The sequence below is a fragment of the Lacticigenium naphthae DSM 19658 genome, from assembly GCF_000425865.1.
Classification (GTDB): Bacteria; Bacillota; Bacilli; order Lactobacillales; family Carnobacteriaceae_A; genus Lacticigenium; species Lacticigenium naphthae.
In genome coordinates this window covers 37,749-52,629 of the sequence record NZ_AUEG01000003.1, presented here as the reverse complement: position 1 = coordinate 52,629, position 14,881 = coordinate 37,749, and the positions used below count along the sequence as shown (strand labels likewise).

12 protein-coding genes are annotated in these 14,881 nt (G+C 37.8%); 9 read left to right on the top strand and 3 right to left on the bottom strand.

Annotated features, from left to right (window positions below):
- Positions 1 to 208: 208 nt before the first annotated feature.
- Positions 209 to 2,857, bottom strand: a complete 2,649-nt coding sequence (locus H626_RS0104425) for a cation-translocating P-type ATPase (protein WP_027108263.1) — start codon at positions 2,855 to 2,857, stop codon at positions 209 to 211.
- Positions 2,858 to 3,280: 423 nt separating this feature from the next.
- Between H626_RS0104425 and brnQ the strand changes: the two genes are divergently transcribed.
- From brnQ to rpiA, 8 genes are all read left to right on the top strand, one after another.
- Entirely contained in the window at positions 3,281 to 4,645 is a 1,365-nt protein-coding gene (gene brnQ / locus H626_RS0104420) for a branched-chain amino acid transport system II carrier protein (protein WP_035618602.1), read from the top strand.
- 144 nt (positions 4,646 to 4,789) lie between these two features.
- Positions 4,790 to 5,698, top strand: coding sequence for a UDP-N-acetylmuramate dehydrogenase (gene murB, locus H626_RS0104410; RefSeq protein ID WP_035618599.1), 909 nt, complete (start codon positions 4,790 to 4,792; stop codon positions 5,696 to 5,698).
- 205 nt (positions 5,699 to 5,903) lie between these two features.
- Entirely contained in the window at positions 5,904 to 6,443 is a 540-nt protein-coding gene (locus tag H626_RS11435; RefSeq protein WP_027108260.1) for a helix-turn-helix domain-containing protein, read from the top strand.
- Positions 6,444 to 6,458: 15 nt separating this feature from the next.
- Positions 6,459 to 7,556: an ABC transporter ATP-binding protein gene (locus H626_RS0104400; protein WP_027108259.1), complete on the top strand. Its 1,098-nt coding sequence runs from the start codon at positions 6,459 to 6,461 to the stop codon at positions 7,554 to 7,556.
- Positions 7,556 to 8,368 carry an ABC transporter permease gene (locus tag H626_RS0104395; RefSeq protein WP_027108258.1) on the top strand — a complete coding sequence of 271 codons (813 nt, stop codon included), beginning with the start codon at positions 7,556 to 7,558 and terminating at the stop codon, positions 8,366 to 8,368. Before H626_RS0104400 ends, H626_RS0104395 begins: the two co-directional genes overlap by 1 nt.
- The gene (locus H626_RS0104390) at positions 8,365 to 9,192 is read left to right on the top strand and encodes an ABC transporter permease (RefSeq protein WP_027108257.1); all 828 of its coding nucleotides are present in this window, start codon (positions 8,365 to 8,367) and stop codon (positions 9,190 to 9,192) included. The genes H626_RS0104395 and H626_RS0104390 overlap by 4 nt, the downstream gene beginning before the upstream one ends.
- A complete protein-coding gene (locus tag H626_RS0104385) occupies positions 9,189 to 10,256 on the top strand; it encodes an ABC transporter substrate-binding protein (RefSeq protein WP_027108256.1) in 1,068 nt (355 codons plus the stop codon). Before H626_RS0104390 ends, H626_RS0104385 begins: the two co-directional genes overlap by 4 nt.
- A gap of 123 nt (positions 10,257 to 10,379) precedes the next feature.
- A complete protein-coding gene (gene rpiA / locus H626_RS0104380) occupies positions 10,380 to 11,057 on the top strand; it encodes a ribose-5-phosphate isomerase RpiA (protein WP_027108255.1) in 678 nt (225 codons plus the stop codon).
- Between the two features lie 49 nt (positions 11,058 to 11,106).
- On the opposite strand, the gene H626_RS0104375 is transcribed toward rpiA, so the two are convergent.
- Both H626_RS0104375 and H626_RS0104370 read right to left on the bottom strand, forming a co-directional pair.
- Positions 11,107 to 12,090: an L-threonine 3-dehydrogenase gene (locus H626_RS0104375; protein WP_027108254.1), complete on the bottom strand. Its 984-nt coding sequence runs from the start codon at positions 12,088 to 12,090 to the stop codon at positions 11,107 to 11,109.
- A gap of 106 nt (positions 12,091 to 12,196) precedes the next feature.
- On the bottom strand, positions 12,197 to 13,390 hold the full coding sequence (locus H626_RS0104370) for a glycine C-acetyltransferase (RefSeq protein WP_027108253.1): 1,194 nt from the start codon (positions 13,388 to 13,390) through the stop codon (positions 12,197 to 12,199).
- Positions 13,391 to 13,570: 180 nt separating this feature from the next.
- Between H626_RS0104370 and H626_RS0104365 the strand changes: the two genes are divergently transcribed.
- Positions 13,571 to 14,875 (top strand): pyrimidine-nucleoside phosphorylase, encoded by a 1,305-nt coding sequence (locus tag H626_RS0104365; protein WP_027108252.1) that lies wholly within the window; start codon positions 13,571 to 13,573, stop codon positions 14,873 to 14,875.
- The last annotated feature ends 6 nt before the right edge of the window (positions 14,876 to 14,881 follow it).

Here is a 14,881-nt window from a genome sequence, read left to right as displayed (position 1 = left end):
GTTACTTTCTAAAACGTGCTCCAAAAAACAGACCCGACATCCACTTCACGAACACTCTTCGATAGTCTATGACTATCGAAGAGTGTTCGCTCCAGTTGTTGTATCCGTTGACACTTTAGTGGCTTACGGATAGAGTATGCGGAGCTCTATTCGGGTCTGAACGTTTTTTGTCCCACTCTCCTCAAATTTGATTATTACTTGATGCAGTCTATTTGTTAGTTTTTGGAGGGAAGACAACTTTTCTAAGTTCAATCAGTACAACTGCACCTAAAGCTAATCCGGCAGCAATCAACCATTGATCCCATCCAAAGTCGCTTGGGATACTAAAGATACTACGGACTCCGGGTAATACAGTAATACCGTAAAGTCCCATACAGGTAACAAACGCCATTATTACATATTTATTTTTGAAGAACCCTGCTCCAATAGAAGTCTGACTATTCGAACGTGCGGGGAATACCTGCAAAGTACGAGACAAGATAAGAGTTGTAAAGGCCATTGCAATACTCATTTCATCCGAATAGGAAAGTCCGATATATTGAGAAATAATTACGGCAATACCAATTATTGTTCCTCTAAATATTACGGAGACTAAAGTCCCACCTGAGAATATCCCTTCATTTGGGTCACGAGGCTTTTGTTCCATAATATTTGGTTCGCCTGGTTCCATTCCGAGCGCGATAGCGGGAATAGAATCATTGACTAAGTTTATAAAGAGAAGTTGAAGTGCTGTGAATGGGCTTACCCAGTTGACTACTAAAGCAAATATGATTGCAATGACAGCACCTAAATTACCTGAGAAGAGATAGGCAATAGCCTTTTTTATATTATTGTAGACATTTCTACCAACTTCAACAGCACTGATGATCGATACAAAGTTATCATCTGTTAAGACCATTGCAGCAGCATCTTTGGCAACATCTGTTCCGCTTCCCATAGCAATACCAATGTCGGCTTGTTTAAGAGCTGGGGCATCGTTTACTCCGTCGCCAGTCATAGCGGAAACTTTACCTTTTTCTTGCCAAGCTTTGACTATTCTGATTTTATTTTCCGGTGTTACGCGAGCATAAACAGAAATATGTTCCAATTTTTCAAATAATTCTGTATCACTTAATTCATCAAGTTCTTGCCCTGTAAATGACAGGTCGCCATCTTCGAATATCTTCAAGTCCTTGGCAATCGCACGTGCAGTCGTTTTATGATCACCTGTTATCATAACTGTTTTGATCCCGGCTGCTTTTGCTTCCTCAATAGCACCATAAACAGCTTCGCGAGGAGGATCGATCATAGCCATTAAACCTGCAAAGATGAGTCCATTCTCTGCATCAAACTCTAGTTCATCTTCATTAGAGAAATCAGGCAATGGTTTATATGCAAAAGCTAACACGCGCAGAGCTTGATCTGAAAAAGTTTCATTTTGTTCTTTTAATTGTTCTAAATGTTTCTCTGTCATTTCTTTGACTTCGCCATCGATTAGAATTTGCGAGCAACGATCAAATATAATATCTGGTCCACCTTTAGTTAATAATAAAGTCTCGCCCTCGATTTTATGCACAGTGGACATCAATTTCCTATCTGAGTCGAAGGGCAATTCAGCTTTTCTAGGGTTTTCTTTCCTAATTTCTGTATACGGTTTATTCATTTTGTTGCTGTAAGCGATCATGGCCACTTCGGTAGGATCGCCACTTTCTTCGCCATCTTCAGTAATAGAAGAGTCATTTGCCAACACACCGATTTGAATCAATCTTCTTTCATCAACTGACCAATCAGAAGGTGAATTACTAAAATCTCCTGTTTGTCCATTGGCTAAATAATAATCAACAACGGTCATTTTGTTTTGGGTAAGCGTACCTGTTTTGTCCGTACAAATAACGCTGGTGGAGCCTAATGTTTCAACAGCCGGTAATTTACGAATGATCGCATGCTTTTTAGCCATCTTGCTTGTCCCAACGGATAAGACGATGGTCACAATCGACTGCAGGGCTTCTGGAATAGCTGCCACAGCTACAGCCACAGCAAACATAAAGGCATTTAACAATTCAGTTTGAAGATTGACCGTGTCTCCGGTAAAGATTCGAACCGCTTGGATTATAAAAATCAGTACGGATAAGAGCAAAATGCCGATACCCAGTTGTTTACTAAATACATCCAATTTCTTTTGAAGTGGAGTTTGTTTAGCAACTGCGTCATCGATCAACTTGGCAACTTTACCCATTTCTGTTTCAGTAGCAATTCCGGTTACAATGAAATGCCCACGACCGTAAGTGACCAGTGTTCCACTGAAGACCATATTTTTCCTGTCTCCTAGAGGGACTTCTCCGTCAAGGAGTGCTTCATCTTTTTGGGAAGCAACAGATTCCCCAGTGAGCATTCCTTCTTCAACCTGCAATGATCCTGTGTCGAACAGCCGGCCGTCTGCTGGAATGTAGTCGCCGGCTTCCAATACGACAATATCCCCTTTAACAAGCTGCTTTGCATCTACTGAGATTGTTTCTCCATTTCGAATAACGGTCGCACTAGGAGCAGACATATCGCGCAGAGAATTGAGTGAAGACTCCGCTTTCTTTGTTTGAACCACGCTTAATATGGCATTGATAATCAAAACAGTGAAAATTATGAGTGATTCAATTGCTTCTCCTAGTATTATTTGAATAACAGCAACGATTAGTAAAACAATAACCATCGGATCCTTAAACACATTTAAAAAAAGTTTTAATGTAGAAGTGCTCTCTTTTTGTTTTAGTTCATTTAATCCATCACTTTCTTGTCGCCTTTTAACTTCTTCATTAGTTAATCCCTTTTTAGAAGTATCCAACTCCTGGAAAATTGTCGAAACCTCTTTTTGGTATTCTTTCACTGTGTAACATCCTCTCTATATTTCTCTACTATCAAAATTCAACAAATAATTATCGATCAACTGAACCACTCGAATTAGTAAAAAAAAGACTTATGCTGACTGTGTTTAAACAATCTGCACAAGTCTCACTATTTCAGACATAACCAGTAGTGAAAAACTACGGATGGTGGCTATGTCACAGCAATTGCTGTCAGTTACTCCCTCGATGCACTATTTAATTTATTACACTCAGTATAAAGGATTCAGTGATTGAGCGCAAGAAAAGGGTTCAAATGAAAAGGCTTTAATTTCAAAAGTTTGTTACAGCTTGAAAGGGAAAACGTTTTATCGGAGGGAAACTGTGAAAAGCCCTTGAAAATAGTGATGAAATGATGAATAATGATGAGAAATATATATAAAAACAATGAGAAGGACTGATTTATTATGCTTGAAAAGAAACTGTCATTGACGTCATATCTAACTGTAGGATCAATGTTATTTGGTCTTTTCTTCGGAGCAGGGAATTTGATTTTCCCCGTTTTCATGGGTCAATTAGCCGGTGAAAATGTCACGCCAGCTATTTGGGGATTCTTAGTTACCGGTGTCGGGTTGCCTTTTTTAGGTGTCATTGCTATTGGCGTATCCAAAAGTAGTGGACTGTTTGAAATGGCTAGTCGGGTTCATCCCTTATACGGTTATATGTTGACGGTATTATTGTATCTAACCATTGGTCCTTTTTTCGCTTTACCTCGTTTAAGTACCGTATCTTATGAAGTCGGTCTTTCTTCGAGTATTTCAGATTCTAATCAACTTCTTGCATTAGGCATTTTTTCCTTCTTGTTTTATTTGATTGCCTTATTCTTTTCGCTCAATCCCTCAAAGATAATGGTTTATATTGGAAAAGTTTTGAACCCCTTATTTTTGGTATTTCTTAGTATCCTAGTGATTGCCGCTTTTTTGAATCCAATGGGTAGTGTTGAAAATGTTGCTGTATCATCAGAGTATAGTGGTCAAGCGTTTATGAGAGGATTTTTTGAAGGCTACAATACAATGGATGCTTTGGCTGCCTTAGCATTTGGTATTATTGTTGTCCGTGCCATAAAAGATTTAGGCATTACTAAACCTACAGAAATAGCTAAGGACACTATAAAATCAGGATTTATTAGTATTTTATTGATGGCCGTCATTTATGCAGTGTTGGCTTTCATAGGAGCGATGAGTGTAAATGCTTTAGGAATCGCAGATAATGGGGGCGTTGCATTGGCGCAGATTTCATATTATTACTTTGGAGGCTTTGGAAGTTTCCTGCTAGCCATGACCGTAACATTGGCGTGTCTAAAAACAGCTATAGGGTTAATTACTGCCTGTGCAGAAATTTTTAGAGAAATGTTCCCCCAGTCTTTTTCGTATAAAACATACGTCGTTCTATTTGGAGGGATTTCTTTTCTTGTAGCCAATATCGGACTAAATAATATTATAGCGCTATCTATTCCTGTATTAATGTTTTTGTATCCATTAGCGATTACGCTCATCGTCCTTGCCATTGTTTCTCCGCTATTTAAAAATAGACAGATCGTTTATTTGTTGACGACCATATTTACTTTACCTATCAGTATAGTCGATTTTTTGAAAGCTTCCCCGGAGGTTCTGCAACAAATCCCATTGGTCCAAATTGTTATTGAATGGTTTAATGAGTGGATCCCTCTTTTTGAAGTAGGCATGGGGTGGATCGTCCCCGCATCAGTAGGGTTACTTTTAGGTTGGAGTATCAGTTTGTTCACTCAACCGCATGTAGTTGAGATACGTTGATGCATTTGAGCGTTATTTTATGAACAAATTCTTACGATTGGGTGTGGAATTTGCCAAACAGTGTGAGTTTCGGTATGATTTGAGGGAGAAAACACTGCAGAAATCAGATAATATAAAAGGAATCATTGAGGGGAACGCATTGTAATGATAAATAGTGAAAAAATGAAAAAACAATTTCCAGATTCATTGATCAAAATAGACGAACCATTGTCTTTGTATACTTACACGGAAACGGGTGGGCCCGCAGATGCTTTAGTATTTCCTCGTTCCAAAGAAGAAATAAATGAAATCGTCCGGTGGATTCATGCAGAAGATTATCCGCTAACTGTATTGGGCAATGCGAGTAACCTAATAGTAAGAGATGGTGGAATTCGCGGTGTCGTCATTATCTTGACGGAAATGGATCAAATTAAAGTAGAAGAAGGGAAAATCGTTGCGCAAGCTGGAGCTGCACTGATCGAGGTTTCCAAACGCGCTTTAGATTCCCATTTAACGGGATTAGAATTTGCCTGTGGTATTCCCGGAAGTGTCGGTGGAGCTGTCTATATGAACGCAGGTGCTTATGGTGGAGAAGTTCAATCGGTCATTAAAACAATAGAAGTAATAACGCGTGAAGGCGAAGTAAAACAGTTGAAAAACAAAGATCTCGATTTTGATTATCGACATAGTATTTTGCAAGAATCAAACGATATAGTTTTAGAAGTTACTTTTGAGTTGGAGGAAGGTAACGAAAACGAAATGAAAGAAAAAATGGATGAGTTAACGGAGTTGAGAACAGCTAAACAGCCGTTAGAATATCCTTCTTGTGGGAGTGTGTTCAAAAGACCCACAGGCTATTTCACCGGTAAACTGATTCAAGAGGCAGGTTTACAAGGATTTACTTGGGGAGGGGCGCAAGTCTCTACCAAACATGCAGGGTTTATTGTGAATGTCAATGCTGCAACGGCTACAGATTATGTGAATTTGATCGCTCATATCAAAAAAGTTATTTGGGAAAATAATCAAGTGCAATTGGAAACAGAAGTAAAAATCATTGGGGAAGAACTAAGCTAGACGATGAGAGTTGGTAATGTTTTTAAAGCTGTTATTCATTTTAACATCCAATGGTAGTGTGAACAAAAAACGAAACAAAATGAATGAACCATTCATTTTGTTTCGTTTTTTTATTGCAAATATGGTGAAAAACCGTATAATTAAATTGTTATACTAAACTTATTAATTAGTATATGTAAACAAATGGAGTGTTGAAGGAGATTTTATGAAAATCGGAGCACGTATAAAAAATTTGCGTTTGAAAAACAATTTAACACAGGAAGAATTAGCGGAACGTACAGATGTAACTAAGGGTTTTATCTCTCAAATGGAAAGAGATATCAGTGTTCCTTCGATGGAAGTTTTTTTTGATGTCCTCGAAGTATTAGGCACAACACCAGGAGAATTTTTTGAAGAAGACAAAAAGCAACGGATAGTCTATGAAGCGAAGGATGCGTTGTTTTTCGAAGATAACGAACGCGGTTATCAGATTCAATGGCTAATACCTGAATCAGCAGAAAAAGAAATGGAACCTGTTTTAATTGAATTAAATGAACAAGGCTCTATGAAAAAGTACCCACCTTCTCGATCGGAAAGTTTTGGCTATGTTCTTCAAGGGGCGATAGAAGTAGTTTTAGGAACTGAAAAATGGAAAGTCGAAACGGGGAATACTTTTTATTTTCAAGCGAATCAAGAACATCAATTAAGAAATAGTGTTGATAAAAAAAGCAAAATATTGTTGGTTGTCACCCATTCGTATTTATAAAAAGGAGTGTCATACATGAGTCAAGCAATTATTGAGTTTAAAGAAGTGACAAAAAAATATGGCGAAGAAACTGTCTTAAAAAATATTAATTTTTCTATTGAAAAAGGATTGTTCTATACTTTACTCGGACCTTCTGGCTGTGGAAAGTCCACTATTTTAAATATTATTGCGGGTTTTACTGATACTACTCAAGGTGAAGTTAAATTAAATCAAAAAAGTGCTGAAAATTTACCCCCAAATAAACGCAAAATCAATACTGTGTTTCAAGATTATGCACTTTTTCCACATATGAATGTTTTCGAAAATGTAGCGTTTGGATTAAAAATCAAGAAAATGGATAAAAACAAAGTGAAGGAAAAAGTAAAAGAAGCTTTGAGAATGGTACAGTTAGAAAATTATGAAACACGCGAAATAGTTGAAATGTCCGGTGGCCAGAGACAACGTGTTGCCATTGCTCGAGCTTTGATTAATGAACCGGATGTTCTTCTTCTGGATGAGCCTCTTTCTGCACTTGATTTAAAATTACGTACAGATATGCAATATGAACTTCGGGAATTACAACAACGCTTGGGGATTACTTTTATATATGTCACCCATGACCAAGAAGAAGCACTGGCAATGAGTGACGAAATTTTTGTTATGAAAGCAGGAGAAATTGTTCAAAGTGGGACCCCAGTCGATATCTATGACGAACCAATTAATCGGTATGTAGCCGACTTTATTGGAGAAAGCAATATATTGAAAGGACAAATGGTAGAAGACTATCGTGTAGCATTTGGTGGAAATGTCTTTGAATGTGTTGATGGAGGAATGAAGCCTGAAGAAGTGGTGGATGTAGCTATTCGTCCAGAAGATTTGGTTCTTGTTCCCGAAAATAAAGGGTGCATCAATGTTAAAATAGATACCCAATTGTTTAGAGGTGTTCACTATGAAATTATTGCTTACGATGCAGAAGGCAATGAATGGATGGTCCACTCTACGCATAAAGCAGAAGTAGGTAAGCAGGTTGCCTTGCAATTTGAATCTTATGATATGCACATTATGAGAATCGGCGAAACGGAGAAAGAATTCGATGAACGGATAGAGGCGTATACAGAAGAGGGGAATCGGTAATGAACAGACAGGCAAGAAAATATTTTTTTATCCCCTATACGCTATGGCTTGGATTTTTTGTTTTTATCCCGATGGCCTTGATTGTGTATCAATCATTTTTTAATATTCAAGGGGAGTTTACTCTTGAAAACTTTATTACTTATTTTACTTCGAGCACCTATTTAAGTATGACACTGAATTCGATTGTTTTTGCTTTATTGATTACTGTATTCACATTTTTAATTAGCTATCCAACAGCCTATTTTTTAACACAGGCAAAAAATAAACAATTATGGTTGCTGCTGTTAATACTACCGACTTGGATCAATATACTTTTAAAGGCATATGCGTTTATCGGTTTATTAAGTCAGGACGGAAGTATAAATGAATTTCTAGCATTTGTTGGAATAGGGAGACAACAATTACTCTTTACAAATCTTAGTTTTCTTTTTGTAGCTACGTATATAGAAATTCCTTTTATGATTTTACCCATTTTTAATGCAATTGACGAAATCTCTCCTTCCTACATTAGTGCGAGTAAAGATCTCGGTGCAAATCAATGGGAAACATTTAGGAGAATTATATTCCCTTTATCAATGAGTGGGGTAAGAAGTGGCGTCCAGGCAGTCTTTATTCCTTCTCTCTCTCTCTTTATGTTGACACGATTAATCGGAGGGAATCGGGTGATAACCTTGGGAACTGCTATTGAACAGCATTTCTTAGTGACTCAAAACTGGGGAATGGGTTCTACGATAGGTGTAGTTCTAATCGTAGCTATGTTTATTACAATGCGTATCACGAGAGAAAAAAAGAAAGGGAGGCATAAAGAATGAAAAAAAAGTCACTTAAACTTAGCAACTTGTACTTGCTTTTAGTGTTTTTCTTGCTCTATGCCCCAATCTTGTATTTGATTTTCTACTCTTTTAATGAGGGTGGGACGATGAATGAGTTTACAGGGTTCACTTGGGAACACTATGGTGCTGTTTTTGAAGACACACGCCTTATTCGAATTGCACTGGATACCTTACGTATAGCGCTCTTGTCTTCATTATTCGCGACGACGATTGGAACATTAGGGGCAATTGGAATTTACTTTGTAAGAAAATATAAAGCCCAACAAGCTTTGCTGAGCATGAATAATATCTTGTTAGTTTCTCCAGATGTAATTATTGGTGCAAGTTTTCTGATTCTATTCACAGTTGTCGGGTTTCGTCTGGGGTTTCTTTCGGTTCTTCTTTCTCATATCGCTTTTAGTATCCCCATCGTTGTCTTAATGGTACTGCCAAAATTACAAGAAATGAATGATGCGATGATTACAGCTGCTAGAGATTTGGGCGCGAATTCGTGGCAAGTACTAACGAAAATCATCTTACCTAGCATTACTCCTGGTATTTTAGCGGGATTTTTCATGGCTTTCACATATTCTCTTGATGATTTTGCAGTGACCTTCTTTGTCACAGGTAATGGATTTTCAACATTATCTGTTGAAATCTACTCCAGAGCAAGGCAAGGAGTCAGCTTAGAAATCAATGCATTGAGTACACTCTTATTCTTGGTTGCCTTATTCTTAGTGATCGGTTATTATTTTATTCAACGAAATCAACAATCAAAAAAATTGCTGACTAAAAATCAAGCACGGGTGGTGTCAACGCGATGAAAAAATTAACTGGGTTACTCATTGTCGTCTTACTCGCTGTTGTTGGATTATATATCGGTTCCATTCAATTAGATCGTTCTCAAGGAATTACAGGCAACAATACACTCAATCTATATAATTGGGGGGATTATATAGACCCGGATCTGCTTACTCAATTTGAAGAGGAAACAGGGTATCATGTTGTTTATGAAACCTTTGATTCTAATGAAGCAATGTATACTAAAGTTCAACAGGGGGGAACGGCTTATGATTTAGCTGTTCCAAGTGAGTACATGGTCGAGAGGATGCGGGATGAAGAACTATTGATAGAAATAGATCATTCGAAAATTGAAGGATTAGATCACTTAGTTCCTAAATTTTTAGATCAGCCTTTTGATCCGGACAATCAGTATTCCATTCCTTATTTCTGGGGTACGTTAGGAATTGTTTACAATGAAAATTTAGTTGATGGAGATGAAATGAATACTTGGGCAGATTTGTGGGACCCTCAATACGAAGAAAGTATCCTGCTGATCGATGGAGCAAGAGAAGTCATTGGTTTGGCACTACAAAAAAATGGCTATTCTTTGAATTCTACTTCAGATGCAGAATTAGCGGTAGCTACTAAAGATCTCAATGCCCTTGCAGACAATGTTAAAGCAGTAGTGGCCGATGAAATTAAAATGTATATGATTCAAGAAGAAGCAGCTATCGCTGTCACATTCTCTGGTGAAGCAGCCGACATGATGTGGGAAAATGAAGCGATCAAATACATTCTTCCAGAAGAAGGATCGAACTTATGGTTTGACAATTTTGTAATTCCCCAGACTGCTCAAAATATAGATGCAGCATATGCGTTTATTAACTTTATGTTAGATCCAGAAATAGCGGCTCAAAATGCAGACTATATTGGATACTCTACTCCCAATCAATCAGCAATGGAACTTCTTCCAGAAGAAACGATTGCGGATGAACAATTCTATCCTGGAGAAGAGAAAATAGGTAATTTGGAAGTATATGAAGATTTAGGACCGAAATATTTAGGGATATATAATGATTTATTCTTAGAATTCAAAATGCAATAAAGTGATCGAAGACATCTTTTACAGGTGTCTTTTTTTAATTCTAAATTGTAATTGATAGGCTATCTTTCGTTCTGAATATGATAAACTGGAGAGGACAAAAGAGAGAAGAGAGGAAGATGAGAAGTGGAACTGAAAAAAATGGTAGGATACAAAGCAGCTGAATTTGTTGAGGACGGTATGGTAGTCGGATTGGGAACGGGCTCGACTGCATATTATATGGTCGAAGCGATCGGAAAAAGGGTAAAAGAAGAAGGACTATCTATTGTTGGAGTAACAACTTCATATCGCACTTCTGACCATGCAAAAGAACTGGGCATACCTTTAAAAGACATCGATGAAGTAGAGTCTATCGATTTAACGATCGATGGAGCAGATGAGATATCAGCTGATTTCCAAGGCATCAAAGGGGGCGGAGGAGCACATTTATTTGAAAAAATGGTAGCTAACCTATCTAAAGAAGTGATTTGGATCGTGGATGATAGTAAGCTTGTCACAAAATTGGGTGCATTTCCATTACCCGTTGAAATAGTCAAATTTGGGGCTGGTCAATTGTATCGTCTCTTCGAAACCAAGGGGATGAATCCTACTTTTAGAAAAGACGAAAATGAGGGAAAATATTTAACCGATTCAGGCAATTTTATAATCGATTTGCATTTGGAAACAATTGAGGATCCAAGAGGATTAGCTGCTTGGTTAGATTCATTGACTGGTGTGGTCGAGCATGGTTTGTTTTTAGATTGTGTAACAAAAGTGATTGTAGGGACAAATGAGGGCCCAGTGATTAAAGAAGTGAATAGGTGAACAAAAAAACGCAGAAAAGAAAATCTCTTCTGCGCTTTTTTTATAGTGTTCACTGCTGATTTGTCCCGCTTTTAATATTCTCTGAAATTCCTTTTTTATTTAACTGAGTCAACATATCGTCAGTCATTTTTTCTAAATTATAAGAAGGAGAGAAATTCCATTCTCTTTGGGCGACACTCGTATCGATGGCATTTGGCCAAGAATCTGCTATGCCTTGTCTGACTGGATCTACATCATATTCTAAAATAAATTCAGGAATATGTTTTTGAATCGCTTTTTCAAAGTCTTCTGGAGAAACACTCATGGCGCTGACATTATAAGCATTACGCTGAGTCAGTTGCTCACTGGGTGCTTCCATCAGTTGAATAATTAGCTCGACGGCATCGGGCATATACATCATATCCATATAAGTTCCTTTACCAATAAAAGAAGTATAGGATTTATGACGTAATGCTTCATAATAAATATCTACAGCATAATCAGTCGTGCCGCCACCAGGAAGAGTTTCGTATGAAATGAGACCTGGGAAACGGACGCTGCGGGTGTCTACTCCAAATTTGTGATGATAATAGTCACCTAATAACTCTCCACTTACTTTTGTAACACCGTACATTGTCGTTGGACGTTGAATCGTCAGTTGAGGAGTCTGATCTTTTGGTGTCTCAGGTCCAAAAGCACCGATTGAACTAGGCGTGAAAAACTTCAAATCAAATTCTCTGGCAATTTCCAAAGCGTTCAACAATCCGCCCATATTTAGGTTCCATGCTAGTTGAGGTTTTTCCTCTGCAACAGCAGAAAGTAAGGCAGCCAGATGAATGAGTGTATCTACTTTGTATGTTTCTACAAGCTCTTTCATTCGGTTAGCATCTGTCACATCTAGGATCTCGAAAATCCCATTGTTCACAACTATTGAATCTTCTGGTTTTCTTATATCAGTAGCAACAACATTTTCTTTTCCATACTTATTACGTAACTCTAAGGTAAGCTCTGAACCAATTTGTCCTAAAGCACCAGTAATCAATATTTTTTTCACAAAAAATCCTCCGAATTTTATTTTAAGAAGCGACTATTCCTTAGCGTCATGAAAAATACAAAGAAGAGAATTCATGGAGTCTCTTTCTCTGCCAACTATTGTTCATTTATTTTATGACAGCTAATTCTTTTCCTACTTTTTTATATACTTCTAATACAGTATCCAACATTTCAATCGTATGCGCAGCGGAAGGCATATTTCTTACTCGTCCTGTACCTCTAGGAACAGTCGGGAAAACAATAGACTTCGCGTAGACTCCCTCTTCTTTTAATCTTTTCGAGAATTTTTGTGTCAAATTCTCGTCTCCTATGATACAAGGAGTGATAGGAGTTTGAGAATGGCCAATATCAAAACCTAACTCTTTTAATCCTTTTTTCAGATAGTCACTATTTTCCCATAATGTTTCATTTTCCTTCGTGCTGTTCATCATGATTTCAAGTGCTTCTTTACAGGCCGCTGCAGCTCCAGGAGTGAGGGATGTTGAAAACAAGAATGGACGCGCACGTACCTTTAGCCAATCTATTAATTCTTTTTTGCCGGCAACGTATCCTCCGACAACACCTACAGCTTTGGATAATGTTCCCATTTGGAAATCAACTTTGTCTGATAAATCAAAATGTTTGACTGTTCCAGCACCTTTGCCCATTACGCCAGAACCGTGTGCGTCATCAACATAGGTGATCAAATCAAATTCTTCAGCAATTTCTACAATTTCAGGTAACTTTGCAACGTCCCCATCCATTGAAAAGACGCCGTCTGTGATGTACATGATTTTTTCATATTGACCACTTTCAGTAGCTTCTTTTGCTTTTGTACGTAAGTCATCCATGTCTTGATGGTTTATTCTAATGACCTTAGCACCGGATAAACGGCAACCATCAATAATGGAAGCATGATTTAATTCATCTGATAATATGGCATCATTTTTATTCATGACTGCCGAGATAGCTCCCATATTACAGTTGAAACCAGATTGAAAAGCTACCGCTGCTTCAGTGTGTTTGAATTGGGCCAACTTTTCTTCTAATTCCTCATGAATCGTTTGTGTTCCATTAATAGTGCGCACAGCTCCAGCACCCACACCGTATCGGTTGGTAGCTTCATTTGCTTTTTCTTTTAGACGTTCATCATTTGCAAAGCCCAAATAATTGTTTGAAGACATATTAATCAGTTCTTTGCCTTCAATCGTAATGATCGGACCATTGGGACCTTCTATTACATCGATTTCATTATACAGACCTTGTTCACGTAACTCTTTCAAGTTTTTCGATAGGAATGCATCTAATTTTTTGCTTGTCATACAAAATCCTCCTTTTAGTATTTCTTTCATTTTACCATTGATTTTATAAATCTTATAGTCTAAACAGAGAAAAGGGATTCTATGAGAGAATTGTGAGAATATATTTAAATGGAAACGGTTTTCATAACAAAATATGATAAGATAAGAATGAAAACAATTGTTTAAAGGAGGAAAAAAGGTATGCGTATGACAGATTTAATTGCAAAAAAACAGCACAATCAATCGTTGACTGAAAAAGAAATCAGATGGATCGTTGAAGGCTATACAAATGACTCCATTCCAGATTATCAGGTGAGTGCATTTTTGATGGCTATTTACTTCAATGACATGACAGATGGAGAAAGATCAGCTTTAACGATGGCTATGGTCGAATCAGGCGATCAAATCGATTTATCAGCAATCGAAGGAGTCAAGGTGGATAAACATTCTACTGGAGGTGTTGGAGATACAACAACACTGGTTCTCGCACCACTAGTAGCAAGTTTGGGGGTACCCGTTGCTAAAATGAGCGGTCGTGGTCTTGGGCATACAGGAGGAACGATCGATAAATTAGAAGCTGTCCCTGGTTTCAATGTTGAGATCGATCAAAAAGACTTTATTCGATTAGTTAATGAAAATAAGGCTGCTGTTGTAGGACAGACAGGTAATCTAACACCTGCTGACAAAAAATTATATGCTTTACGCGATGTGACATCTACAGTTGAATCGATTCCATTGATCGCTAGTTCAATTATGAGCAAAAAAATTGCTTCAGGTGCTGATGCTATTGTTTTAGATGTTAAAATAGGTGCAGGAGCATTTATGAAAAATATAGAAGATGCCAGAGAACTAGCAACCGCTATGGTTAGAATCGGAAACCAAGTAGGTCGTCAAACGATGGCTGTTATTTCAGATATGAGCCAGCCCTTAGGTTATGCAATCGGGAACGCTCTTGAAGTAAAAGAAGCCATTGATACTCTCAAAGGCAATGGTCCAGAAGACTTAACGGAACTTTGTCTAGTTCTGGGTAGTCAAATGGCTCATCTAGCTGGTATAGGAGAAGACTTAGAAGAAGCACGTGTCTTACTTGAAGAGAATATTCGCAATGGAAAAGCCTTGGAAAAATTCAAAGTATTTCTAGCTGCACAAGGTGGGGATCCGGAAGTGGTCGATCATCCAGAAATTATGGCACAAGCTGAATACCAAATCCCTGTAAAAGCAACTCAATCTGGGAAAGTTGCTGAAATTGTTGCGGATGAATTGGGAATTGCTTCTATGATGCTTGGAGCTGGTCGTGAAACAAAAGAGAGTGAAATCGATTTGGCAGTGGGGATCGTATTGATGAAAAAAGTTGGGGACAGTGTGAAATCAGGCGATACGTTGGCAATGATCCATAGTAATCATAAAAACGTTCAAGAGGTAGAACAAAAAATAGTAAACAACATCACAATTGCTGAGTCAGCTGAACCGCTAACGCTTATTCATGAAGTTATTACTACAGCCTAACGAGAT